Source organism: Litoribacter populi, from assembly GCF_007483685.1.
Classification (GTDB): domain Bacteria; phylum Bacteroidota; class Bacteroidia; order Cytophagales; family Cyclobacteriaceae; genus Litoribacter; species Litoribacter populi.
Genome location: NZ_VMKN01000003.1, coordinates 61,869 through 86,149, shown reverse-complemented (window position 1 = coordinate 86,149; position 24,281 = coordinate 61,869). Strand labels below are relative to the sequence as shown.

The 24,281-nt window shown below is 41.8% G+C and carries 24 protein-coding genes; 11 read left to right on the top strand and 13 right to left on the bottom strand.

Going from position 1 to position 24,281, the window contains the following annotated elements; all coding sequences use genetic code 11:
• The first annotated feature begins 38 nt into the window (after window positions 1-38).
• From FPL27_RS19130 to FPL27_RS19110, 5 genes are all read left to right on the top strand, one after another.
• Complete coding sequence (locus FPL27_RS19130; RefSeq protein WP_143962848.1) at window positions 39-971, top strand: DUF368 domain-containing protein; 933 nt, start codon at window positions 39-41, stop codon at window positions 969-971.
• Window positions 968-1,714 (top strand): shikimate dehydrogenase family protein, encoded by a 747-nt coding sequence (locus FPL27_RS19125; RefSeq protein ID WP_143962847.1) that lies wholly within the window; start codon window positions 968-970, stop codon window positions 1,712-1,714. Before FPL27_RS19130 ends, FPL27_RS19125 begins: the two co-directional genes overlap by 4 nt.
• Window positions 1,715-1,732: 18 nt before the next feature.
• Entirely contained in the window at window positions 1,733-2,983 is a 1,251-nt protein-coding gene (locus tag FPL27_RS19120; RefSeq protein ID WP_143962846.1) for a pyridoxal-dependent decarboxylase, read from the top strand.
• 172 nt (window positions 2,984-3,155) lie between these two features.
• A complete protein-coding gene (locus FPL27_RS19115) occupies window positions 3,156-4,505 on the top strand; it encodes a PhoH family protein (protein WP_143962845.1) in 1,350 nt (449 codons plus the stop codon).
• A 160-nt stretch (window positions 4,506-4,665) separates the two neighbouring features.
• Entirely contained in the window at window positions 4,666-5,028 is a 363-nt protein-coding gene (locus tag FPL27_RS19110) for a hypothetical protein (RefSeq protein WP_143962844.1), read from the top strand.
• Between the two features lie 62 nt (window positions 5,029-5,090).
• Here the strand turns inward: FPL27_RS19110 and FPL27_RS19105 are convergent, their stop codons facing one another.
• From FPL27_RS19105 to FPL27_RS19075, 7 genes are all read right to left on the bottom strand, one after another.
• Window positions 5,091-5,846, bottom strand: a complete 756-nt coding sequence (locus FPL27_RS19105) for a LytR/AlgR family response regulator transcription factor (protein ID WP_143962843.1) — start codon at window positions 5,844-5,846, stop codon at window positions 5,091-5,093.
• Window positions 5,847-6,069: 223 nt separating this feature from the next.
• Window positions 6,070-6,810 (bottom strand): LytR/AlgR family response regulator transcription factor, encoded by a 741-nt coding sequence (locus FPL27_RS19100; RefSeq protein WP_143962842.1) that lies wholly within the window; start codon window positions 6,808-6,810, stop codon window positions 6,070-6,072.
• Between the two features lie 18 nt (window positions 6,811-6,828).
• The gene (locus FPL27_RS19095) at window positions 6,829-7,875 is read right to left on the bottom strand and encodes a sensor histidine kinase (protein ID WP_143962841.1); all 1,047 of its coding nucleotides are present in this window, start codon (window positions 7,873-7,875) and stop codon (window positions 6,829-6,831) included.
• A gap of 89 nt (window positions 7,876-7,964) precedes the next feature.
• Window positions 7,965-10,811: an excinuclease ABC subunit UvrA gene (gene uvrA / locus FPL27_RS19090; protein ID WP_143962840.1), complete on the bottom strand. Its 2,847-nt coding sequence runs from the start codon at window positions 10,809-10,811 to the stop codon at window positions 7,965-7,967.
• A 105-nt stretch (window positions 10,812-10,916) separates the two neighbouring features.
• Window positions 10,917-12,596, bottom strand: a complete 1,680-nt coding sequence (locus tag FPL27_RS19085) for a DUF748 domain-containing protein (protein WP_143962839.1) — start codon at window positions 12,594-12,596, stop codon at window positions 10,917-10,919.
• 50 nt (window positions 12,597-12,646) lie between these two features.
• Window positions 12,647-13,588, bottom strand: coding sequence for a lytic transglycosylase domain-containing protein (locus FPL27_RS19080; RefSeq protein ID WP_143962838.1), 942 nt, complete (start codon window positions 13,586-13,588; stop codon window positions 12,647-12,649).
• Between the two features lie 6 nt (window positions 13,589-13,594).
• A complete protein-coding gene (locus tag FPL27_RS19075) occupies window positions 13,595-14,332 on the bottom strand; it encodes an LOG family protein (RefSeq protein WP_143962837.1) in 738 nt (245 codons plus the stop codon).
• A gap of 210 nt (window positions 14,333-14,542) precedes the next feature.
• Here FPL27_RS19075 and FPL27_RS19070 point away from each other — a divergent pair, with 210 nt between their 5' ends.
• From FPL27_RS19070 to FPL27_RS19055, 4 genes are all read left to right on the top strand, one after another.
• Window positions 14,543-15,133: a YkgJ family cysteine cluster protein gene (locus FPL27_RS19070; protein WP_143962836.1), complete on the top strand. Its 591-nt coding sequence runs from the start codon at window positions 14,543-14,545 to the stop codon at window positions 15,131-15,133.
• A 91-nt stretch (window positions 15,134-15,224) separates the two neighbouring features.
• Entirely contained in the window at window positions 15,225-15,590 is a 366-nt protein-coding gene (locus FPL27_RS19065) for a phage holin family protein (protein ID WP_143962835.1), read from the top strand.
• Window positions 15,583-15,978 carry a hypothetical protein gene (locus FPL27_RS19060; RefSeq protein WP_143962834.1) on the top strand — a complete coding sequence of 132 codons (396 nt, stop codon included), beginning with the start codon at window positions 15,583-15,585 and terminating at the stop codon, window positions 15,976-15,978. Before FPL27_RS19065 ends, FPL27_RS19060 begins: the two co-directional genes overlap by 8 nt.
• Entirely contained in the window at window positions 15,959-16,732 is a 774-nt protein-coding gene (locus FPL27_RS19055) for a phosphoglycerol geranylgeranyltransferase (RefSeq protein WP_143962833.1), read from the top strand. Before FPL27_RS19060 ends, FPL27_RS19055 begins: the two co-directional genes overlap by 20 nt.
• On the opposite strand, the gene FPL27_RS19050 is transcribed toward FPL27_RS19055, so the two are convergent.
• The 6 genes from FPL27_RS19050 to panC all read right to left on the bottom strand — a co-directional run bounded on the left by FPL27_RS19050 (window position 16,712) and on the right by panC (window position 21,978).
• Complete coding sequence (locus FPL27_RS19050) at window positions 16,712-17,644, bottom strand: helix-turn-helix domain-containing protein (protein WP_143962832.1); 933 nt, start codon at window positions 17,642-17,644, stop codon at window positions 16,712-16,714. The two genes, FPL27_RS19055 and FPL27_RS19050, sit on opposite strands and share 21 nt — an antisense overlap.
• Before the next feature lie 140 nt (window positions 17,645-17,784).
• On the bottom strand, window positions 17,785-18,924 hold the full coding sequence (locus FPL27_RS19045; RefSeq protein WP_143962831.1) for an acyl-CoA dehydrogenase: 1,140 nt from the start codon (window positions 18,922-18,924) through the stop codon (window positions 17,785-17,787).
• Window positions 18,925-19,021: 97 nt separating this feature from the next.
• Window positions 19,022-19,714, bottom strand: coding sequence for a zinc metallopeptidase (locus FPL27_RS19040; protein WP_143962830.1), 693 nt, complete (start codon window positions 19,712-19,714; stop codon window positions 19,022-19,024).
• Between the two features lie 41 nt (window positions 19,715-19,755).
• On the bottom strand, window positions 19,756-20,760 hold the full coding sequence (locus FPL27_RS19035) for a lysylphosphatidylglycerol synthase transmembrane domain-containing protein (RefSeq protein WP_143962829.1): 1,005 nt from the start codon (window positions 20,758-20,760) through the stop codon (window positions 19,756-19,758).
• A 3-nt stretch (window positions 20,761-20,763) separates the two neighbouring features.
• Window positions 20,764-21,108: an aspartate 1-decarboxylase gene (gene panD / locus FPL27_RS19030; protein WP_143962828.1), complete on the bottom strand. Its 345-nt coding sequence runs from the start codon at window positions 21,106-21,108 to the stop codon at window positions 20,764-20,766.
• A gap of 21 nt (window positions 21,109-21,129) precedes the next feature.
• Window positions 21,130-21,978: a pantoate--beta-alanine ligase gene (gene panC / locus FPL27_RS19025; protein WP_143962827.1), complete on the bottom strand. Its 849-nt coding sequence runs from the start codon at window positions 21,976-21,978 to the stop codon at window positions 21,130-21,132.
• Window positions 21,979-22,106: 128 nt separating this feature from the next.
• Here panC and FPL27_RS19020 point away from each other — a divergent pair, with 128 nt between their 5' ends.
• Together FPL27_RS19020 and FPL27_RS19015 are read left to right on the top strand one after the other, a co-directional pair.
• The gene (locus FPL27_RS19020; RefSeq protein ID WP_143962826.1) at window positions 22,107-22,922 is read left to right on the top strand and encodes a glycogen/starch synthase; all 816 of its coding nucleotides are present in this window, start codon (window positions 22,107-22,109) and stop codon (window positions 22,920-22,922) included.
• Entirely contained in the window at window positions 22,912-24,255 is a 1,344-nt protein-coding gene (locus FPL27_RS19015) for a DUF4270 family protein (protein ID WP_143962825.1), read from the top strand. The genes FPL27_RS19020 and FPL27_RS19015 overlap by 11 nt, the downstream gene beginning before the upstream one ends.
• The last annotated feature ends 26 nt before the right edge of the window (window positions 24,256-24,281 follow it).

Sequence of the window (24,281 nt, the reverse complement as noted above, 5' to 3'; positions counted from 1 at the left end):
GCAGTCCTTGCACAGCTTTTTTAATCCTTGCATCTTTCATGAGTTATTTCAAAAAATACCTGCTCACATATTTTAAAGGTATGGGTATGGGTGGCGCCGATATTGTACCGGGTGTGTCTGGGGGTTCCATTGCCTTGATTACAGGCATATATGAGGAATTGCTTGACAGCATAAAATCTGTGGATGGAACGGCGGCCAAACTACTTTTTGGCCTGGATCTAAAAGGTTTCTGGCGGCATGTCAATGGACCGTTTTTACTAGCTCTTTTTCTCGGTATTTTTACGAGTATCTTCACCTTGAGTAAGGTGCTGACCTACCTGATCGAATTTCACCCGATTCCGCTGTGGTCATTTTTCACCGGGCTCATTTTGATTTCAGCTATCTGGATTCTTAAGGAAATTCACAAATGGACCATTGCGGTGATTATCGCACTGGTTTTGGGAATAATAATCGCCTATTTTATCACCTCCCTTCCACCTATGAGCAGCCCGGATTCGGCTTTGTTTACCTTGATGGCCGGTTCCATTGCTATTTGCGCTATGATTTTGCCGGGGATTTCTGGGAGTTTTATTCTTCTTATTCTGGGACAGTATGAGGCCATTTTGGATGCTGTTAATCAGCGGGATGTTGTGAAGTTGGGGCTTTTTGCAGTGGGTTGTGTGATCGGTCTATTGAGTTTTAGTAGGTTGGTGAGCTGGTTATTAAAGCATTTCCATGCTCTCACTCTGGCGGTACTTTCCGGCTTTATGCTCGGGTCAATCAACAAAATCTGGCCATGGAAGTTAGTATTGAGCTATAGGATAAGCAGTTCTGGAGTTGAAAAACCACTAGATACTGCCAACATTTGGCCTCAACAGTATTTGGAACAAACAGGAGAAAATCCCCAAATTGGCCTGGCCGTAATTGCTTTTCTTATTGGGATATTCATCGTAATCGGGCTGGAACAAGCCGCAAAAATGATCAATAAATGAGGGAATTTGGGTTGATAGGTTATCCTTTGTCGCATTCTTTTTCCAAGAAATACTTCCAGGAAAAATTTATTCGTGAAGGTGTTGCTGATACTAGATATGAACTTTTCGAACTTGAAAGCCTTGATAAATTATCGGACCTGATTCATTCCCGCCCTGACTTGAAGGGGTTGAATGTAACCATTCCTTACAAGCAAAAGGTCATGACCTTTCTCGAAGAGCTCAGTGATGAAGCTGCAGAAATCGGGGCGGTAAACGTAATCAAAATTAAAGAAGGGAAACTTGTAGGTCATAATACTGACTATATTGGCTTTAGGCAATCTTTAGTAAACTGGCTAGGAACAGAAAGGCCTGCCGCATTAATCCTCGGTACCGGGGGAGCTTCCAAAGCTGTAGAACATGCTTTGAAAAAGATGGGAATCGAATATAGATTTGTAAGCCGAAATGCCGGTAACGAATTGCTTGCATATACGTATGATGAATTAAACCGAAAACCTGAAATATTGGAAAAATATAGGTTAATCATCAACACCACACCATTGGGGACACACCCAAACACCGAAGTGATGCCCCCCATTCCCTTGGATGCGGTGACGGCCAAGCACAAAGTGTACGACTTGGTGTATAATCCCGAAAAAACATTCCTTATGAGAAGTGTGGAGGCGCGTGGAGGGCTCTCGAAAAATGGTTTGGAAATGCTGCAACTCCAAGCCGAGGCGGCCTGGAATATTTGGAACCAATCTTAACCTTTTTATTTTGCTATTATGTTTTGGAAAAAATTATCCCACGAAGAAATAAAATCACACATTTTTAAAGCATTAGATGAAAATCTGGATTATCGAGGTGATCATCCCATTTTGGGAATTCCCGGGACTTATCTAGATACCACGGAATTTTATCCCGATGCACCTTTCTTAAAAGATGCCCCCTTCATGTCGGCCATGATCAGAAACCCTAACCACATTGGTTGCCATACTCTTTCTGAGGAATCAGTTTTGGAGGTATTCCAGGGTACTCAGAAGATAGAGCGTGATTTGATCAAATTAGTAGCTGAGGAGATTTTCAATGGCAACCCGGGGGAGCAGGATGGCTATGTGGCTACAGGTGGAACTGAAGCCAACATTGAGGCCATGTGGATTTACAGGAATTATTTCCAGGAGGCCTATGGGGCAAAACTTAACGAAATTGCTCTGGTCTATTCAGAAGATTCCCATTACAGCATGCCAAAAGGAGGCAATCTTTTGAGTTTGCAAAGCATTATACTTGAGGTGGATGAGAATACCCGACAGATTACAGATGAATCTTTAAACAACAAGATATCCGAGGCACGCAAAAACGGGGTTAAATATTTTATCGTGATCGCAAACCTTTCCACCACCATGTTTGGATCGGTTGATGATGTGGATAGGCTGGGGGACTTTTTCACCAATGAAAATGTACTCTTTAAAATCCACGTTGACGCGGCCTATGGGGGATTTATATATCCTTTCACCAATGACCAGAGCAGGTTTTCCTTTCAGAACCCGTACATCAATTCCATCACCGCCGATGGGCATAAGATGCTTCAGACTCCATATGGAACTGGACTGTTTTTGATAAGGAAAGGTTTTATGCATTATGTGTGTACTAATGAAGCTCAATACATCCCAGGAAAAGATTATACCCTTAGCGGGAGTCGGTCTGGTGCTAATGCTGTTTCCATGTGGATGATTCTGAAAATCCATGGTTCGGAAGGCTGGAAGTATAAAATGGCTTCCCTGCTTGACCTTACGGAGCGTATTTGCAAGAAACTGGAATATATGGGGGTGGAATATTTCAGAGATCAATATTTGAACATCATCACAATGAAGGCCAAATTCATCTCACCCAAAATTGCCAAAAAGTATCATCTGGTGGCTGACAGCTATGAATTTGAACCGAAATGGTACAAAATTGTGGTCATGCCCCATGTACGGCAAGGAACTTTGGACTCCTTCCTCATGGATCTGGATGCTGAATTAAAAGCTAAAGCATAATACCTTCCAAAAGCCTGTCAAGAATCTTGATAGGCTTTTGATTTTTATTCATTTGTGCTTCAGTAGGTTACGATGGAATAGGCATAATTTAACTATATATGCATCCTATAAAATGGTATTCGGACTAATAATTTTCTAAATTATTAGGACTAACCATCTAATAACCGTGCATATGCCCAGAGCCAAAAAATCAGAATTAGACCGAAAGATTTTCGTCCTAGACACCTCGGTAATCCTCTATGCTCATAATTCCATAATGACTTTTGCCGAACATGATGTGGTGATCCCCATTACGGTGTTGGAGGAACTCGACCAGTTTAAAAAAGGCAATGACAGTAAAAACTTTGAAGCAAGGGAATTCATCCGGCTTTTGGATAACGTTTCCCAAGACCACATGCTGCACAACTGGACGCCTCTCAATGGGAAAAATAAAGGCCATTTCAAGGTTTTAATGAATAATCAAAATAAGCTGAATGCGAATGAGATTTTTGGAGAGGAGAAAAACGACCATAAAATCCTAAACGCTGCATTGAGCCTGAAGCAGTCCGAAAGAGGGAGGAAAGTAATCCTGGTGACCAAGGATATCAACCTGAGGCTTAAGGCCAAATCTCTTGAAATTAACGCTGAAGACTATGAGACCGGTAAAATCAAAAACATTACTGAGGTAGAAAATACTAACAAAGTGGTGCTTGAGGATGTAAATCCTGAAATGATCAATGCCCTGTATGAGTCTTATAATGTTCCTGCTAATGAAATATTAGGAGAAAATATGGCAAAGGGGAATGCCTATTACATATTAAAAAGCAATAAAAATTCAGTCTTAGCTTATTATAACAGAGAGGACAGTACAATGGAAAGGGTGGATAAGAAAACCGCCTACAATATTAAACCCCGCAATGCTGAACAGGCCTTTGCCTTACATGCCATCCTTAATCCCAAGGTGAAGCTTGTCAGCATCCAAGGGGTGGCTGGAACCGGCAAGACCTTACTCGCTCTTGCTGGGGCTTTAGAGCAGCGTAGAGAGTATAAGCAAATCTATATCGCTCGACCCATAGTGCCGCTTAGCAATAAAGATATAGGCTACCTTCCCGGTGATATAAAATCAAAACTTAATCCCTATATGGAGCCGCTTTGGGATAATTTGAAGTTCATCCAAAACCAATATAAGGAGTCGGAAAAGGAGTTTCAGAAAATAACCGAATTGGTCAATCAAGAAAAGTTGGTCATACAGCCCTTGGCTTACATTCGTGGTCGGTCAATCTCCAATATCTTTTTCATAGTGGATGAGGCGCAAAACTTGACTCCGCATGAAATCAAAACCATTATTAGCCGTGCAGGAGAAAACACCAAGATTATTTTCACCGGAGACGTTTATCAGATTGATACACCCTACCTTGACAGTCAGAGTAACGGTATGTCCTATCTCATCGACCGGGCCAAGGACCATCCGCTATACGCACACGTGAAGCTTGAGAAGGGTGAACGTTCAGAATTAGCCAACTTGGCTAACGAGTTATTGTAAAGGGATTAAAACTGTCTGATTTTAAACAGTTTAGTGTCCGCTACTGAACATGCATATATTGGCAATTATCGTTTAAACGGCCTCCGGGCCGTTTTTTTGTTTTGGTAGGTTTATTGGCTTATGGTAAGTGTGTTGATTGAAAATTTAAAATCTAATAACCATGAAAAAGTCAATTTTTAACCAGAAAAATATCTGTGCTCTACTAGGGGTGGTAATGGCATTGATGATCGTTTGGAGTGCTAATGCACAAGGGGCAGACCTTAGAGTAGCTGAGTATGGGGTCTCTGAAGAGGGGCCGCGCTACTTGAAAAAGGATCTGAGAGATGAGCTGATCGTAGAAGATCTAGAGCTTGAGTTGGAGGAGGAAATGCCCAGTGTGACTTTTATCAATAAGGATGGTGAAATCATGGCAGTGCTTTATGGAAACAAATCCGTCTTGGAAGAAACCTACAAGGATAAATTTTCCAAGAGCTATCACCTGACCACTTCCGGAATTCATGAATTCTATCTCATAAAAAAATAAAGGTGTTTGGTTTAGTTGTTAACAATTGGAAAAGGGTAGGCTGATGGCCTACCCTTTTTTTATCAACTTTCTGTGATGGTGTTCAGTTTTGCTAGGAAGCTGTTGTAATACTGCCTTCCTACTTGCACCGTGGCGCCATTTCGGAGATTAATTTCCTTGGTACTGAAATTATCAATCTGGCCGAGTTGGACGATAAAAGATTTTTGAACCCTAAGGAACAAATGGGATGGAAGTTTTTCTTCCATATCTTTCATTGACTTTCTGATAGTATAATTTCTGTTTTTGGTGAAAATTGTCACCATGTTACCATTTGCCTCTACATAGTAGATGTCATCGTAATTAACTCTTTCAAAGGCATTGTCAGCTTTAATGTAGACCGCATCATTGACTAAGTAAGGACTTTCAAATGGTTTTGCTGGGGCCCCATCGCTGCCTGCGGGACGTGTTCTTTTGTTATAAAGAACAATCTCCACCATGGCGTGAATATCATTTGTATTAAAAGGCTTCACAATAAAGCCTGCAGGGTGAATCCGTTTTGCTCTTTCTATGATGGTCGGATCGCTATAGGAGGTCACATATACGATTGGCACGTCGATCATCTGCTTGATGATTTCACCGAGCTCGATCCCGTCCTTGTCACCTTTCAGCTTAATATCCATAAAAATCAAGTCGGGGCGATACTTTTTGATCACCTTGATGGCCTGATTGGCGGAGTTAGCGATGTCAATATTGGTGTAATCTAAAAGTTCCAATATCTCCTCGATGTTCTCCGCAATGCTTGGATCATCTTCAACTATTAAGATTCTTTCCTCTTTCATAGGTTTATTGTGTTAGCAGGGATGTAAAGATTTTTGTTGTTTTTGATCAGCATTTTTGCTGCAACAATCAAACCTTAATCACCAATGTTTATAAAATTAATTCTCAAAAAGCGTTCTATTTAATAAGTTAATTATTAAATATGGCACTAATTTAAAATTTTATCCTTCAAAAGGAAATCTTATTGTTGAAATTATAGAAAGAATGTGAAAGTTTTATGATGGATTAAAGACTCATCATATCCTTAAATCGGGCAGCCTGTCTCCGGCTTACCTCAATCCTATCACCTCCCTTGAGAGTCACTACCAGTCCGCCATTAAACCAAGGTTCAATGCTGTCCACCCAGCTCAAGTTGATGATGTGTTTTCGGCTTGCGCGGAAAAATGACTTTTCGTCTAACCTTTCATCCAATGCATTCAGCGATTTGTGGATCATTGGCTTGTTGGTGTCGAAATATACCTTGATATAATTACCGTCCGACTCGAATAGGCGTACGTTTTCTAGTTTGACAAACCAGCAACGGTCCCCATCTTTCACAAACACCTGGTCTTCCAAGGTCAGCTTATTATTGTTTTGAGGCACACCGGATGTACTAGCTTCTTCCTTACTGGCTTCTGAAATTTTGGATTTTAATTTCTTAATGGCCTCTGTCAGTCTTTCCGGCTGAATGGGCTTCAATAGGTAATCCAGTGCGTTGACTTGAAATGCTTGAAGAGCATATTCGTCATAGGCAGTCGTGAAAATCACATGGGGAACGTGGTCAAGTTCTTCAAGAAGATCAAAACCGGTTTTTTCAGGCATTTGTATATCCAAAAAGATCACATCTGGCTGGAGCTTTTCGATTTTCTCTTTGGCATCATCCACATTTTGGGCCTCGCCCACCACTTCCACATCTTCATTGTCAGCCAATAGGCCGGTAAGTTCTTTTCGGGCTAGTCTTTCATCGTCTATTACTAATGCACGCATTTTATCTGGATTTAATGGTTACTCTAATGTAAGGGAATGTTTTGGTATTTTTATTTCAGTAATTACAAATTCACTTCCTGAATTATAAATTTTAAAAGAGGCCTTGCTGCCATAGATCATTTTCAACCTTTGTACCGTATTGTTGATACCATGCCCACCCTCTTTTCGCCTGCTTTGAGGATTGCGCAACTGTCCGCTGTTCTTGACCTGAATGTAAAGGTCCCCTGATAACCCAACGGAACATTTGAGCTGAACGATACCTCCTTTGACTAAATTGCTGATGCCATGTTTGATGGCATTTTCTACGATGGTCTGCAGCATCATCGGTGGAATCTTGTACTTGAATGCTTCCGGCTCCACGTCAAAACTCACATTCAGTCTCTCCTCAAATCTGATTTTCTCTAAATTAAGGTAATCCTTCACTGTGTTAAATTCATCTGCAAAGCTGATAACCTTCTTGTTGTCCATGATGAGAGAAAACCGTAGAATATTAGAAAGCTGGGTGATGGCAGATTTGGCTTTAACAGGGTCTTCATTTACCAAGGCTCTCACACTATTCAGGGCGTTAAAGATAAAATGGGGGTTCAACTGGCTCCTTAAATGGTTCAGTTTGATCTCATTTATCTTTGCTTGATACTTCAGTGTGGTGTTGTAATTATCCAGAAAGTGGAATAAGAAGTACATCATAGACCATAGCGAATAATACAGGAAGCTTATAAATAAGTTTACCAAAATCACTAAAGGCCTCAAATCTTCATTGACATTAAGGGTGTCAAAGGCCAAGTTAATCAGAACCTGAGCACCTGTGTTTATAAAACTTAGTGCTACTAACCCTAAAAGTGCATGAATGATCAGTTTTGAAATAGGCAGGTTGAACCAGCCATAGGTATTAATGATGTATCTAAATGCATGGGTAGTTAAAAAATAAACCGCAGCCAGCGAAAAATATGCTCCGACCTGAATGCCAGATACCCCTCTTGCAAGAGATAAAAACATAAGGTTGATCAGGGCAAAACCTGACCAACCCACAATCTGCAATATCCAGTATAAGCGGGTCTTATTCATATTCTAAGGTAAATATAAATAAGTTCTGCAGACCCCTAATGATATTTACTCCAATGGAAAGATGTTCTGATAAGGCTGTCAATATTTGTTTAGGTAGTTTTCTGAGGTTGCTGCAACTCCATTTTCAAAAACTTGCCAGTATAGCTATCTGAATGTTCGGCTACCACTTCCGGAGTACCCTTTGCTATGATATAGCCCCCCTTGTCACCACCTTCGGGTCCTAAATCAATCACGTGGTCTGCTACCTTGATCACATCCATATTATGTTCGATGATTAAAACGGTATTGCCTTTTTCCACCAGCCTATTCAAAACTTCTAAAAGATGTTCGATATCCTGGAAATGAAGCCCGGTAGTCGGTTCATCCAAAATGTAGAAAGTCTTTCCAGTGTCTTTTTTCGACAATTCAGTAGCCAACTTGACCCGTTGGGCCTCTCCACCGGACAGGGTGGTGGCGTGCTGGCCTAGGGTAATATAATCCAAACCGACGTCATGAAGGGTTTTGATTTTGCGGAGGATTTTCGGTTGGTTTTCGAAAAATTCCACTGCTTGCTCAACGGTTATATCCAGCACGTCTGAAATAGACTTGCCTTTAAATCTTACTTCCAAGGTTTCCCTGTTATAACGCTTGCCCTTACAGGTTTCGCAAGGGATATGAACATCGGGAAGGAAATCCATTTCGATAAGCTTCATACCTGCCCCTTCGCAGTCTTCACAGCGGCCACCCTTCACGTTGAAGGAAAATCTTCCAGGCTTGTACCCTCTGATTTTTGCTTCCGGCAAATCAGTGAACAAGGCCCTAATATCGGTGAAAACTCCAGTATACGTCGCCGGGTTTGATCTTGGCGTCCGTCCAATGGGAGACTGGTCCACTTCGATCACTTTGTCCAAATGCTTCAAACCGTCCACCTTTTCATAGGCAAGCGGTTCTTTTTTGCTTTTGTAGAAATGCTGATTGAGTATAGGGTAAAGGGTTTCATGGATCAAGGTACTCTTTCCGCTACCTGATACCCCTGTCACACAGACCATGCTGGCCAAGGGAATCTCCAAGGTGACATTCTGGAGATTATTTCCATGGGCATTGGTGAGTTTGAGCGTTTTTCCACTGCCTTTTCTCCTTTTTTCAGGAATGGCTATATTCCTTTGTCCATTCAGGTATTGGGCGGTAACACTGTTTTGTGCAAGAAATTCCTGAGGTTTGCCTTGCGCTACAATATGCCCTCCATGTCGACCAGCCCCCGGACCAATATCCAGAACATAATCGGAGTCCAACATCATATCCTTGTCATGTTCCACCACCAATACCGTATTGCCCAGATCCCGAAGGTCTTGAAGGGCTTTAATTAGCTTAACATTATCACGTTGGTGTAGTCCAATGCTTGGCTCATCTAGAATGTATAAAACACCCACAAGCTGAGTCCCAATCTGGGTAGCAAGTCTTATCCTTTGGGCCTCTCCACCTGAGAGTGTCCTTAAAGGTCTATTTAGTGTCAAATAATCCAATCCAATATCTAACAGAAACCCTATTCGCTTTCTGATTTCCTTCAAAACCTCTTTGCCAATCACCTTCTGCTTATCGGTCATCCTTTCCTCAATGTTCTCAAACCACTTACCCAATTCAGAAATATTAAGCATCGCCAATTCCCCGATATGGCAACCCGCAATTTTAAAATGCAAGGCTTCCTTCTTCAAACGGTAACCTTCACATTCCGAGCAAATTGTAGTAGTAGTGTAGTCGCTGATCCAGCTTCGGATTTTGTCTGAACCCTCTTCTTGTTGTTTTTGAAGGAATTTGACGATTCCTTCAAAAGTGGTGGACCACTGAGTGCCTGGGTGCTTTACGGAATCTACTTCAACCTCCATTTTATCCCCATATAGAAGGATGTCAATAACTTCTTCAGGCAAGTTTTTCAATGGGGTTGAGATACTTGCCTTATATCTTTTTAAGATGGCATTAATTTTCTTGAAAATCCAAATATCCCTATACTCACCCAAAGGGGCTATCCCTCCACGAGTAATACTAAGGTCTAAATCTGGAATTACACTTTCCTTCGTGATTTCCTCTATCACCCCCAGGCCGTTGCATGTAGGGCAGGCACCATAGGGGCTGTTGAAAGAAAATGTGTTTGGAGCTGGCTCATCGTAGGATAATCCAGTAGTAGGGTCCATGAGGTGTTTGGAGAAATGGTGAATCTCTCCAGCTTCATCGCGAAGCATGATGATGCCCTTTCCGTGTTGAAGCGCGGTTTTCAGGGATTGCGCTATCCTAAAGCGGTCTTCTTCTTCAGCTACAATCCTATCAACTACTATTTCAATATCGTGAATCTTGTACCTGTCCACCTGCATTTTAGGGACAATTTCCATCACCACCCCGTCAATTCGGACTTTTGAAAAGCCCATTTTTCGGATTTGCTCAAAAAGCTCCCGGTAGTGACCTTTACGCCCTTTGACAACTGGTGCTAAGATATATAACTTTTTTCCTCCAAAGTTCTGAAACAGCTGTTCTAAAATCTGATCTTCTGTCTGCCTTACCATTCTGTGACCGCTGAGGTAAGAAAAAGCTTCCCCAGATCTGGCGTAAAGTAACCTCATGAAATCATAGATTTCAGTTACCGTACCCACAGTGGAGCGGGGGTTTTTGGAGGTTGTTTTTTGTTCAATGGAAATTACTGGGGAAAGTCCGTTGATCTTGTCAACGTCTGGACGTTCCATGCCACCCAAAAAGGAACGGGCGTATGCGGAAAAGCTTTCCATATAGCGTCGTTGACCCTCGGCATAAATGGTGTCAAAAGCCAATGAGCTTTTCCCACTGCCACTCAGTCCGGTGATCACCACCAACTTGTTTCGTGGAATGGTCAGGTCTATATTCTTGAGATTGTGCTCTCTGGCACCGTATATCTCGATTAGTTCTTCAGGAGTGGTTTTGTCTTCTATCATGAAAGGAGGTAACCTTTTATCTCGATTTTTACAAAAATATGGATTTAATATGGTTCCATCATTCTTGAAAGTAACCATTTCAGCAGAGGATAAGTTTTAGGGTGCTTAATCTTCGCGAGTCGCTTCCCGCATTTCTGCTTCTGTTTCTCCAGTCATGGTGGACATCATCCCGCTGAGCAGCAGTTCCCACCAGTAGTTAAATATGCTACTAGTTTGGTCCCGTTTTTTATAGACATCCCCCTTGACCAGTGTGCCCCCACTGTCTGGATTGTTGCTGCGCACCACAAAAGTATTGGCCAAGAAAGCTCCCGCCCTACGGAAAATGTTCTGGTTTTTCTCATAGTCGCTGTCTAAAATCTGGATTTTTAGGTCACGATATTGCATGACCACCTCGCCTGTTCCTTCATAATCATTAGCCACAATATTGAGCTCAAGATTGTTGAGCCAACCTTCATCAATTGCTACCCGAGTACCTGGACCAAGCATATCGTTGATGGAAGGAAGGGGCATGCTTCCGATGGTGCCTTTCATGTCAAAGCGGCCACTTGTATCCTCCAAATGAAAAATCACATCCAAGTCTATTGCTCCTTCACCCATTAGCTTTCCTTCTGCTATCAGATTCATTTTATTGTTTCTAGACAACATCCCCTCTATGTTGGTGATGTTGCTTATTGTAGCATTTATATCGTTGATATGGACAGAGCCTGCCCGTGGGGCCTCATTATCGGGTCGCTCATCATAGGAAACTTCACCATTGTGCAACTCTAACTGGTGAATGGATATTGGAATTGGGATCTCCCTGATCAGCTTATGGACCATAGTGGGCCTTGCGATGGTGTTTTCTGGCTTCCTTTTGTCCCTAAAAACAGAAATGACCAATTCATTAGCCTTGACTTTTTCGGCGTGAATAATGCCTTGCTCAAAAAATTCATGAAACGCCATTCCCTTAACATCGATTTCACCTTGCTCCAATTCTATCCAGTCGGTTTCTTGATCAAATTGGTTGATGTATTCATAACGTTCCAACTTGTTATCAAATTCCACTCTGGCTATGAGGAGATTCTGGTCCTGGGTGTTGAAGGAAAGGTCACGTGCATAGACTACATTTCTGTACTCGTTAAAATGATAGGAAGCCTCATCCATATAGCCTTCGAGCATGTCTACGCTGAATAGGGCAGTCTTGCTTCTGAGATCTTCTTTGGTGAGCTGGAAAAAATTAGCGGAAAAGCTGAGATCCTTAATGCTCATGCGGACCGAATCATTTTCGCTGTCAATGTTAAAATATGAAAGTCTGTTAAACCTGATTCTGTCTATGGCAATTTTGTCATAGTTATTTCCCAGCTCGGCTTCTTCTTCAACTTCTTCTGTTATTTCTAACTCATCCATTGGCGGTGTCCGACTAGTGACCGTCAGGTTTTCCAAATAAGCGGAATCTAAAGAGATGGAATTGTTGAAAAGAAAACTTGACCAAGAAAAACCGGTTAGATAGGCATTTTCAGCAGTGAGGTCAAATTTGATTTTGTCTTCAGGTATGCTTTCTCCAGGTTTAATGGTGACTTCGCCCAGCTCTAAAAAAGTCCCTCTAAAATTGTAATTAACCTTTATATGTCCAAAATCCACTTCATGTCCACCAAAATCGTTGGTTCTGGTGATCATGTTTCTTACTATCTTTTCTGCATTTGCATTAAGGTAGATGTTAATCCCAATGGGAATAACCAATACAAGAAGGAGGATAAAAATAGCAATCGAAAGAAGTATATAAGCAAGCTTTTTCTTTTTGGTCATGATCAGGAAGCTGTATATACATTAAATGATTTTACTCCTGATAATGTTTACTATGCTGGAAGCTTGATGGTGTATTGGCGGCCTTTTTTTACCGACAATTTATTGGTTCTAAGCCAAGGATTGTAGGTCTTCAGATCTTTATAGCTGCTGTTTTGTTCCACGGACCACTTAGCCAGGTCATTGATGGAATCATCTACCATAATTTCCCTCAACTTGGGCATTTTGTAGAAATGCTGTTCTTGCAATTCGTAACCATACATATCAGGATTTTCGAAAAGTTCTTTGAAAGCTAAAATCCTGAAAACGTATCGGCTGGTTTCCTCATTGAGTAAAAGGCTGTAATAATTGGGCATCAATTGCTCATTCTTGCGTTTGCTGAGACCAGTGATTCCCATATTGTAGCTGGCTGCCACACTCGTCCAGTTGCCGAATCTTCCATAAGCCTTTTTTAAATATCGGCACGCTGCTTCAGTGGATTTTTCCAAGTGATACCTTTCATCCACTTCATTGCTTATTTCTAAGTTAAGCTCTTTGCCAGTACTTTCCATAAACTGCCAAAAGCCTCTTGCTCCCGCAGGGGAAACCACGTTCATCAGTCCGGATTCCACCAAGGCCACATATTTGAAGTCATTAGGGATATTATGCTTTTCCAAAATTGGCTCGATAATCGGGAAAAACTTGCCAGCACGCTTCATGGTCAGGATAGTGTTGCTGTTCCAGTAGGCGTTAACATATATTTCCCTCTCCAAGCGCTCTAGAATATCCTGCTGGTCTAATGGCACCGCCTCACCGGCGAAAGTCAGGTTTTGAGGAGTGTCAAAAAGTTTTACACGGGTAAATTCAGGAACAGATACCCTCTGTTCCTGACCAGTTGCCTCATTCTTAATTATTACTTCCCCGACGGGATTTGCTTGAGTGGCGGTAGAATAATAGAACCAACCGGCCAAGCCGATTATCAGGACGTACAGAATGAAGAAGTGAATCTTGTTCACGGTATTTTAGAAGTTGGGAGATAATAAATATTTACTGTAGAATTCGTCAATTACTTTCACGGCTTCAGTCGCATTGTCCACCACTGAGAAAAGATCCAAGTCCTCCTCATTGATGTTAGCTTCCTGTTCTAGCATGGTAGTCTTGAGCCAGTCTACCAATCCTGACCAATATTCCTTGCCTACTAAGACGATAGGGAATCTGCCGATCTTTTTGGTTTGGATCAGGGTGAGGGCTTCGAAAAGCTCGTCCATGGTGCCGAATCCTCCTGGTAAAACGACAAATCCTTGTGCATATTTCACAAACATAACCTTTCTGACAAAGAAATAGTCAAATGTGATCAGCTTATCTTGGTCTATGTAAATGTTGTTGAATTGCTCAAAAGGAAGCAGGATATTTAGCCCTACCGACTTTCCATTTTCGGAATGGGCACCTTTGTTACCGGCCTCCATGATACCTGGGCCACCGCCGGTGATCACACCATAACCATGGCGAACCAGCTTAGCTGAAATTTCTTCCGCAACTTTATAATAATGGTGCTCCCTTGGCGTGCGGGCGGACCCGAATACAGAAACACAGGGGCCTATTTTAGCAAGTTTCTCAAATCCTTCTACAAATTCGGACATTACTTTGAAAATAGCCCAAGAGTCCGCACTTTTTATCTCGCTCCAATCTCTCTCCTCAAATGCTTTACGAATTTTTTCCTCTTCAGTCTTTAGGACTTTTTCTACTTCTTCTTCACTCATTTTTTCAGATTTACTTTTTTAAAAAACTGTGTTAACCGGTGGTTCAAACTTAAAAGTGATGTTTTAAGCCTCGAAAGTTAATCCAATAAGTTGAAAAAACTAAGTTCGAGGCCGAGTTATCGCCGACAAATATAAACAGTTCAAAATGTTTGCCAGTTATAGGAATTACAATTACCGAATGGTACTTTCGTGCCCAATTTACGACACGCTATGAATTTAAGTGAAAAGGCGCTGGAAGTCAGCCGAGTATTTGACCTGTTGTCCGAAGATACCAGTAAGTTTGCCGCCAAAAGCGGCCTGAGCTGTGTGATCGGCTGCGGTAAATGTTGCATGAATCCTAAGGTTTCAGCTTCTGTACTAGAGTTTCTTCCATTGGCTTTTGATCTTTACCGTACTGGAAAGGCAGATGAGGCAATGGGAAAGCTTGAAACCATGGGGGAGGGAGATTTTTGCTTGCTGTTTAACCAGACTAACTTTGCGACAAATTCAGGCTCCTGTTCCGATTATAAGCACAGAGGAATGATTTGTAGATTATTTGGGTCGTCTGTCCGAAGGGATAAACATGGGAAGAAAGAAATGATAACCTGTAAAGTGATTAAGGAAGGACAACCCACACAATTTGAGGCTTTGAGTAAAGCCATCAACGTGGATCTGCCCGCACCCTCTGCTTCAACTTATTATTCTTTGCTGGCAGACCTTGATGATAGGTTATCAGAGCACTTTTCGATTAATACGGCTATTAGAAAAGCCCTAGAACATGTTATGATGTATAGTTATTATTTAGAGAACCAAGAAGCATAAGCGCTTTTTAGGTTTTTTGTGCAAGGTTTTTGCTGTATATTCATTTTCCAATTCGAGGATATTATTATTTTTAACTATAAAATTTTCGCAAATGCTGAATTTCTCCGAAATCACCAATACCATCAAGAATATTTTTGAGGTAAGGTTTCAGATTGTCAAAGAAGAACTGAAAGAGGAGTTTTCAACCCTGATCAGCAGGGTGGCAGTGTTGGCAGCAATGGGCTTTGTAGGGTTGTTGATACTTTTCTTTTTGAGCGTATCGCTGGCCTTCTATTTTGGAGCATTATTTGCCAATACAGCTTTGGGTTTTCTTGCAGTGGGCGGGATATTTATCTTGATCTTTATTATCCTGTTTGTAATCAAAGATTCCCAAAAAGTACAATTCTCTGTAAAGAGGGTTGTAAACAAATTTGTATTTCTATTTCAAACCAAAACCACTACGCATCCAGATGAGTGATATCGACCTTAAAAGAAAAGCAGAAGAGCTGGAACAAACTCTTCACAAGCAATTTGAAGTAATCAAGTCCGACTCCCAAACTTGGGTTAAACTAGGGGGCACCGTATTGATCAGCGGGCTGGTTACATTTGGTATAGTTAGAGCTATCCAAGGCCGTAAAAGCAAGAAAATTGAGGATGCGGTAAAAAGATTAGAGCAAGAAGGGATGCTATCACGCTCCCCGGCGCCTGAAGATAGGTACTATTACAATCCCGCACCGGCTCCAAAAGCATCCTTCTGGGCACCAGTTGGGCAAAGAATACTCATGGCGGCTTTTGAATTTGTGAAAGCCAAAGTTATGGCCGATCTTGCAGAGAAGGTTCATAGAAATGACACAAGAAAGCATTAAAAAAAGATTTACCCGACTTAGGGAAGAAAATAAGAAGGCCGTGGCCCTTTTGCTCGACCCGGACAAAATTGGGGATAAGTCTAAATTTCAATCCTTAATCAAAAAAGCAGTCCATCATCAGGTGGACTTTTTCTTTGTGGGCGGCAGTCTACTCATGCGCGATAGGGTGGATGAGCTGATCAGGGAGCTTAAAGAACTGGCAACCAATATCCCCGTATTACTTTTCCCTGGGAATGCGGTCCAGGTATCTGACAAGGCGGATGGTATTTTGTTTTTATCGCTGATTTCAGGAAGAAATCCTGAATTTCTAATTGGACAACAGGTTACTGCAGCACCGCTAATTGCCCAAACCGATCTTGAAGTTTTGCCAACAGCCTACATGCTTGTAAACAACGGTGAAATCACTAGTGTGAACTATGTGAGCCAAACCCTTCCGATTCCCAATAACAAGCCTGACTTAGCTGTCGCAACGGCTTTGGCGGGGAAATACATGGGAATGCAGTATGTTTATCTTGAAGCAGGAAGTGGAGCAAACGCCCCCGTCGATCCTCAGGTCATTACCAGTGTCAAGAAGGCCACGCGATTGCCAATGATAGTAGGAGGAGGAATAAGGTCTGTGGAGAGCGCAAAGGCTGCCTGGATGGCAGGTGCCGATGTTGTGGTTCTAGGCAATGGGGTAGAAAAAAACCCCAATCTATTGATTGAGGTTTTGGAATATGCGAATGTCTATAATTTATCCCTGAACGTTAATTAGGGATTCTCTTCTTCTCATTTTACCTGCTGGCAAACCGTACATCATCTTAAATCTTCTACAGAAGTAAGCGGTGTCCTTGTACCCTACATCTTTTCCGATATCACGGATGCTTTTCTTAGTGGTTCTCAAAAGATCCACAGCGGCTTCCATTCTCTGGTATTCAATGTAATCCTGAGGGTTGATGCCAGTCAACATTTTGAAATACTGGCCTACATAATCCTCTGAAACGTTGGCAACTCTAGCCAATACTTTGTTGGAAAGATCCCCACCGATGTTCTTCTTGATGTAGTTGAACATGTCGATCAAACGAGGATCTTTGAAGTAGGTACTGTTTGTGGAAAGCTCTTCCACGAACAATCTGTTTTTCAAGATGTGTCTTACGACTTCTACAACTAAAAGCTCTGTGTGGATTTTGATTACTCTTTCCTTACCTGGAGTAGTGGCTTCAGACTCCTTGATGATATCTTCAATGATAGAGGCAATTCGGTCATTGAATCGTATTACAAAAGGAGGAATACCCAAGGAATGGAAGAAATTAACTACATCAAAAACCTTGGCTTCAAAGGTCAACATGGTAATGCAGTCGTCTTCCGCATTTTTGATTTCTTTGAAACTGATGGTTTGAAGGAATTTCTTCTTGTTTTCGTTGAAGCCTTCATTGTTAACTTCGTTCTTTTTGGTAACGGTACCAAAAGACACTTTGGAAGTTCTGCTAGCAGGAATGAATAATATTTCTCCCTCGTTAACTGCCTCTTGATCGTCGCCAAATCTCACCGAGCCTTGGTGCAAAAGGACAACTGTGTTCTCTGTATCTGTAAAATCAGTTACGGTTACAGGTCTTTCAACTTTGAAATTATTTCCTTTGATAAACCTGACCCCAACGGATTCGATGACTTTATTGTAATATTCCATGACGAAGCCTCTTAGGTGTTTTTTTGTAAAAGTATGACTTTTTTCTAAAACCGTGTAATAATATTAGAAATATTAACAAAAAAAATTCAATTATGGCATAATTTGTAATATTTATGCCATAATTCTGAGTTTAAAATTTTTTATCTTAAAAGGCCTCGAGATATAACTATTTTTTGAATCTCTGAAGTGCCCTCGTAAATCTGAGTGATTTTTGCGTCTCTCATGAGTCTTTCAACGTGGTATTCCTTCACGTAACCATATCCACCATGAACCTGTACAGCTTCCACGGTCACTTCCATAGCTACCTTGGAAGCATAAAGTTTGGCCATTGCGCTCGCTTGACTATAGTCCATGCCTTGATCTTTCATCCAAGCCGCCTTGATACAAAGTAATCGCGCCGCCTCGATTTCTGTCGCCATGTCAGCAAGTTTAAATTGGATAGCTTGGTGCTGAGAGATGGGTTTACCAAAAGCTTTTCTTTCCTTAGAATAAGCCAATGCTAACTCATATGCTCCGGATGCGATACCTAAAGCTTGAGCGGCAATGCCCAAACGGCCACCGTTAAGTGTTTCCATGGCAAAGGTGAATCCAAAGCCTTCATCCCCGATTCTGTTTTCCGCTGGCACTTTGGCGTCCGAAAACATCAGAGAGTGGGTATCTGAACCTCTGATCCCTAGTTTGTCCTCTTTTCTTCCTACTACAAACCCTTCCGTTTCACGATCTACAATAAAGGCAGAAATCCCCTTATGTCCTTTGCTGCTATCTGTTTGAGCTATTACTAGGTAAATGCTTGCGGTGTTACCATTGGTTATCCAATTCTTGGTGCCGTTGAGGATATAGTGGTCCCCTGATCTCTCGGCAGAAGTGCTTTGACTGGTAGCATCCGATCCTGCTTCGGGTTCGGACAGGCAGAATGCTCCGATTTTTTCACCTGTGGCTAGTGGCTTCAGGTATTTTTCCTTTTGCTCTTCGGTGCCATATTTTTCCAATCCCCAGCAAACAAGGGAGTTGTTTACAGACATACAAACAGATGCGGATGCGTCAATTTTTGAAATCTCCTCCATGGCTAGCACATAAGATACCGTATCCATGCCTCCGCCGTTGTATTTTGGATCCACCATCATGCCGAGAAAACCAAGCTCTCCCATCTGCTTTACCTGCTCAGCAGGAAATTTGGCTTCGGTATCCCTATCTATGACTCCTGGTAAAAGTTCAGCCTTTGCAAATTCTCGGGCTGCATCTCTTACCGCTATTTGCTCCTCTGTTAGTTCAAAATTCATTGTCTAAAATTAGTTGGATTTTTTCAAGGGCGGAATATACACTAAAAAAAGAAAAGGGACAATGACTTGTCCCTTTTCGGTATATTTTAATTTCTTACTAGTCCCTATTACCAAAGAAGATAAAGGCATAATAGGCCAGGGTGGCCAGTGAGGCCAAAGCGGCGACGACGTAGGTCATGGCTGCCCACTTCAATGCATCTTTCGACATGGCATATTCGGAGGTGGTGACGATGTTTCTTTGCTTCACCCAAGCTAGGGCCCGGTTACTTGCGTCAAATTCAACCGGAAGGGTCACTAGAGAGAACATCGTAATGATACCATAAGCACCCACTACTATAACCCCAACCTCTTTGTAAGGAAGTCCGAATAAAGCAATTCCACCAAACAGGGCCGCAATAAGTACAAAGTTCAAAATCTTGCCACTGGCATTCTGAATAGGTACTAGAGTGGATCTCAACTGCAACCAACTATAGGCTGTAGCATGCTGTACGGCGTGACCGCATTCGTGAGCTGCTACTGCTGTAGCCGCTGCGTTTCTTCCGTAATAAACATCCGGACTAAGGTTTACTGATCTATTTTCAGGGTTGTAGTGGTCAGATAACTTTCCTTCCACGCAGTTAACCCTTACCTCAGAAATATTGTGGTCGGCAAGCATAAGCTCGGCGATTTCCTTTCCAGAAAGGTTGGCCTGAAGTGAAGTTTGGCTGTACTTTTTAAACTTGCTCTTCAGCCTGTTGCTTACAACATAGCCAAGAATGGCAAAACCTACTACGATAACAATTAACAACATACTCGTGTCTTTATTTTTTGGTAAAACTCTAAATTATTACGCTAAGGGGCGGTCTGTGGTTGCTTTGAATTTGTTAATTTAACCAAAACCGCCAAACTCACCAGTCCTACTGCCATAACGGTCAAAACCTGGGAGCTATGTACAATCACGGCGAAGATTTTTCCTTCCTCTTCCGTCAATCCATAGGTCATCAAAATGAAGGCCACCAGTGCATGAAAGGTACCTATACCCCCTTGAACCGGTGCAATCATGCCAATACTGCCCATTACCATGACCATCAATACCGAAGTAGCGGTCAAATTGGCAGTGCTTGGGATTGCAATGGCAACAAAATACATCATCAGGAAATAGACAATCCAAATCAACACGGAACTTCCCCAAAAACCTATTTGATTATCCACTTTGCGGACACTTTTTAAGCCCGTTAAGATGTCGCGGATAAAATGCTGGCCTTTTTGGATGATTGAACTGTCTCTGTATTTTTTTAGCAAGGCAGTTATAACCAAACCGGTAACGATCAATGCGCCAATAATAATCGGTGCAGCACCAAGGAAAGACTGCTTAAGTGCATTCAATGAAACCAGTTCACTGATTAGGTTAAGAAAAGTGCCGCTTTCAGTGACGAAGGCTAAGGAAATGACCAGCATCATGAAGACCAAGTCCACAGTTCTTTCAAGTATGACTGTGCCTAGAAGGTTGCCCATCTGAAGGTTGTCGGTCTTTTTAAGGTATCCACATCGGGCTACTTCCCCAGCTCGTGGTACCAGCAGGTTGGCAAGATAGCCACCCATTAGTCCCCAAAATGTTCTTAAGGTGCTTGGAGGCTGTTCCGTGGCGGTCTTGATCAGCAAACGCCATCTCCAGGCACGGAGCCAATAACCGATCACCGATATTACAACGGAAAGAAGGATATAAAAAATGGACGCCTGCTGAAGTGCATTCACCAGGCTGTCCATTTTAATGTCTTTATATAAGTACCAGAAAATCCAGACGGCCACGAGAAGTGACAGGATTACCTGGATCCACTGCTTTGCTGATAATCTCAATGTTTATAGCTGGTTATTGTCGTCAGGAAATACGATAACGGGATTATACTCCTTGGCTGCCTGTATTTCCATTCCAGCGTAGCTGATGATAATTACAATGTCACCTACCTGGGCTTTTCTTGCTGCAGGTCCGTTAAGGCAAACTTGCCCGCTGCCTCTTTCTCCCTTGATCACATAGGTCTCAAGACGCTCCCCGTTGTTGATATTTACAATCTGTACCTTTTCGTTCTCAATCAGATTGGCTGCATCCATCAAGTCTTCATCTATAGTGATGCTGCCTACATAATGTAGTTCGGCTTGTGTGATTTTTACCCTGTGGATCTTTGACTTTAATACTTGGATATGCATGATTTGGAATTTGGCGCGAAGTTAATCAATTATTAATAAGTTATCTATCAGTCTGACTTCTTTGATAAAGGCAGCAGTACAGATGGCAAAAGTCTCTCCCGGAGTGATGGTGGCTACTTTTTCCATAGTATCAGCTTTTACAAGCTCAAAGTATTCCAGTCTGGCTTTTGGCTCGTCCAAAAACCTCTTAGTGACCTTGTCCTTGGTCTCAAACCAATCCTTGCCTGCTAAAAGTTCATCCTTTGCAAAAGTTAAGCATCTATACAATATAGTGGCAACCAGCCTGTCGCGATCGTCTAGACGGATGTTTCGGGAAGACATCGCTAGGCCATCTTGTTCCCGCATGGTATCCACGGTTACCACTTCCAGATCGAAGGAAAGGTCGTTTACCAGGCGCTTGATTACAGCCACCTGCTGCAGGTCCTTTTGGCCGAAATAGGAATGGTCGGGTTGGATGATATGGAATAGCTTGGATACCACAATGCCTACCCCGTTGAAATGCCCGGGGCGGAATTCCCCCTCAAGTACCTTTTCCAGGTCGGCAAAGTCAAACTTAAGACGGGTTTCTCTGGGGTACATTTCCCCGTCATCAGGCAAAAAGACAAAGTCTACCCCGTTCTCTTCCAATAATTTAAGATCTTTTTCTATCGGTCTTGGATATTTTTCCAAGTCCTTGGGATTGTTGAATTGGGTGGGATTGACGTAAATAGAGGAAATTGTAATATCCGAATAAGATTTGGATTTTTCCACTAATGACAGATGGCCCGCATGCAAGGCGCCCATGGTAGGAACTAATCCTATGGTTTTTCCTTCTTTCCTAATTGGAGCTAAGGCCTCTTTGACCTCTATCCTTGTCCGCAGAATTTTCAATGGTTCTCGCTTTTGTAATTACAAAATAGGGGCAAAACTATGTTATTCCCGATAAAAACCATGGATTTTACCTATTTTTTTTGTAAGTTTGTAGTCCCGTAATATCCCTCAATAAAAAATAACAAGATATGTCTAAACTTCGTATTCTCTACGTAGCCAGTGAAATCAACCCATTCCTTCAAACTTCAGAAGTTGCAAACTTCGTAAGAGCGTTGCCTCAGGCAATGCAGGAAAAAGGGATGGAAATCCGTATTCTTGTTCCAAGATTTGGTTTGATAAACGAAAGAAAGAACAGGTTGCACGAGGTAGTGAGACTTTCAGGAATCAACATTTCTGTGGGTGATGAAGAGAAGCCGCTGATCATTAAGGTCGCTTCAATTCCCAATGCAAAACTTCAGGTCTACTTTATAGACAATGAAGACTATTTCCAAAGAAAGAGCGTTTTCCATGACAAGCAGGAAAAATTCTATGAAGATAATGACGAAAGAGCTATTTTCTTTTGTAAAGGAGTCATAGAAACCGTGAAGAAACTAGGTTGGGCCCCTGATATTGTGCATTGCAATGACTGGATGACCAGCTTAATTCCTATGTACTTGAAAACGACTTACAAAAATGAACCTTTATTTAAAGGAACAAAATCCGTCTTCGCTATATATAATAACGAATTTAACCATAAATTTGGGGACGATTTATTTGAAAAGGTGAAAATGGTCGATATCGACGATGCCATATTGGCCCCGTTGAAATCCAAAGATTTCGAAGGGTTTATCAAAATTGGTATGGAATACGCCGATGTAATCGTGCAAGGAGATGGGATGTCCGAACATCTTCACCAATTAATTGAAAATTGCCCTAAAGACAAAAAGTGTGAGATTAACAACAGCGAAGAAAAAGAACAAATGTTCGAAAGTTATTACAACATCTATACTGAACTTGCCGGCTAAATTAGCCTCAGTTCTTTCCATTTCATTGCTTCTGGCTAGCTCTTGTGCCGATCCTTCGGATATCGGCCTGGAACTGGATCCGGAAAACAACCAGATAGGGGTTTTCTACGCAGAAATACCCCTTTCTGCTTCTATGATGCTTTTGGATTCGGTCAATACGACCAACCAGTCTGTGATTTTGGCGGGTGGACAAACCAGTGATTTTTTTGGAGTTACCGAAAGTATCGGTTTCAGTCGGATGTTTATTGATACCCGAGCCACTCGTCCAAATGAAAATGCAATTTTGGATTCAGCCAAATTCCAGTTTGAAATAATCGCTCCAATAGGGGAATCATTGAGCCAGGAAAAAACGCTACAGGTACATCAATTAGAGGAGCCGATTCAAGATATTTCATATTTCAACAACGATAGACTGGCATTTTCAGCGACTCCGTTTGTAAATGGGTCCTTTACGCTAGCACCGAATCGGGATACCCTTGTACGAACCGATGTTAATGCGGACTTTGCGGCCCAGTTTTTTAACGATGTGAAAAGTGGCAGTAATGCATTTTCTGATATTTTTGCCTTCCGTAATTATTTTCCGGGCATTGCTATTCAAGGGAATTTGACTGAGAATACAAGTATTCCCGTAAGAGTGGGGGGTAATACAGGTATGTATTTTTATTATCATAATGAAGGCGATACCGTGCCATCAACTTATGCAGTTACTACAGCTTCTTCCAGAAGGTTTAGCTATGTCAGTAATGACAGAACTGGCACGCCTCTTGAATCAATCCAAGAAACCCATGTCGGTTATGATGTGGGGGATGTTGTAGGGACAAAAGGGAATACGGGTTTGGTGATCCGTTTGGATACATCCCCTTTAGAAGCATTTTTGGATACCTTGGGTAATGTGACCTTTAACCAGGTGACACTTGATATGGCGCCTGTACATGAATTTAGTGAATCTATGTCTCCATTCGGAATTAATCAAATGATATTTTTGAATGATGACAATCAAGTTTACTTAAGGTATGATGGGGCTGCAATAACTGTTCAGGCCAATAACCAGGCTCAGCAATCTATGGGGCCTGATGGAAATGTTGTGCCGGCTGTCAGCAATCCTGCAGGTTTGGCCTACGAAAACGGCATCCAAGGTTATAGTGTGGTTTTGACCAATTATCTTAATGCAGTATATCGTTCGGATTTGGAAAGAAAAAATTTGATGATTTATCCAAATCAGAACTATACTTCCCAACAAACAGGACCAGACCTTTATAGACAGTCTCTAAGAGAGTATAAAGTCAATAAAGACAACATCAAACTTAAAGTATATTACTCAACTACGAGATAAAGTTAATTTTTATATAATAGATTATT

Bases quoted from the DNA above. Each gene is read 5' to 3' on its own strand.
- FPL27_RS19130 (WP_143962848.1), top strand. From the start codon at position 39: ATGAGTTATTTCAAAAAATACCTGCTCACATATTTTAAAGGTATGGGT.
- FPL27_RS19125 (WP_143962847.1), top strand. From the start codon at position 968: ATGAGGGAATTTGGGTTGATAGGTTATCCTTTGTCGCATTCTTTTTCC.
- FPL27_RS19120 (WP_143962846.1), top strand. From the start codon at position 1,733: ATGTTTTGGAAAAAATTATCCCACGAAGAAATAAAATCACACATTTTT.
- FPL27_RS19115 (WP_143962845.1), top strand. From the start codon at position 3,156: ATGCCCAGAGCCAAAAAATCAGAATTAGACCGAAAGATTTTCGTCCTA.
- FPL27_RS19110 (WP_143962844.1), top strand. From the start codon at position 4,666: ATGAAAAAGTCAATTTTTAACCAGAAAAATATCTGTGCTCTACTAGGG.
- FPL27_RS19105 (WP_143962843.1), bottom strand. From the start codon at position 5,846: ATGAAAGAGGAAAGAATCTTAATAGTTGAAGATGATCCAAGCATTGCG.
- FPL27_RS19100 (WP_143962842.1), bottom strand. From the start codon at position 6,810: ATGCGTGCATTAGTAATAGACGATGAAAGACTAGCCCGAAAAGAACTT.
- FPL27_RS19095 (WP_143962841.1), bottom strand. From the start codon at position 7,875: ATGAATAAGACCCGCTTATACTGGATATTGCAGATTGTGGGTTGGTCA.
- uvrA (WP_143962840.1), bottom strand. From the start codon at position 10,811: ATGATAGAAGACAAAACCACTCCTGAAGAACTAATCGAGATATACGGT.
- FPL27_RS19085 (WP_143962839.1), bottom strand. From the start codon at position 12,596: ATGACCAAAAAGAAAAAGCTTGCTTATATACTTCTTTCGATTGCTATT.
- FPL27_RS19075 (WP_143962837.1), bottom strand. From the start codon at position 14,332: ATGAGTGAAGAAGAAGTAGAAAAAGTCCTAAAGACTGAAGAGGAAAAA.
- FPL27_RS19070 (WP_143962836.1), top strand. From the start codon at position 14,543: ATGAATTTAAGTGAAAAGGCGCTGGAAGTCAGCCGAGTATTTGACCTG.
- FPL27_RS19065 (WP_143962835.1), top strand. From the start codon at position 15,225: ATGCTGAATTTCTCCGAAATCACCAATACCATCAAGAATATTTTTGAG.
- FPL27_RS19060 (WP_143962834.1), top strand. From the start codon at position 15,583: ATGAGTGATATCGACCTTAAAAGAAAAGCAGAAGAGCTGGAACAAACT.
- FPL27_RS19055 (WP_143962833.1), top strand. From the start codon at position 15,959: ATGACACAAGAAAGCATTAAAAAAAGATTTACCCGACTTAGGGAAGAA.
- FPL27_RS19050 (WP_143962832.1), bottom strand. From the start codon at position 17,644: ATGGAATATTACAATAAAGTCATCGAATCCGTTGGGGTCAGGTTTATC.
- FPL27_RS19045 (WP_143962831.1), bottom strand. From the start codon at position 18,924: ATGAATTTTGAACTAACAGAGGAGCAAATAGCGGTAAGAGATGCAGCC.
- FPL27_RS19040 (WP_143962830.1), bottom strand. From the start codon at position 19,714: ATGTTGTTAATTGTTATCGTAGTAGGTTTTGCCATTCTTGGCTATGTT.
- panD (WP_143962828.1), bottom strand. From the start codon at position 21,108: ATGCATATCCAAGTATTAAAGTCAAAGATCCACAGGGTAAAAATCACA.
- FPL27_RS19020 (WP_143962826.1), top strand. From the start codon at position 22,107: ATGTCTAAACTTCGTATTCTCTACGTAGCCAGTGAAATCAACCCATTC.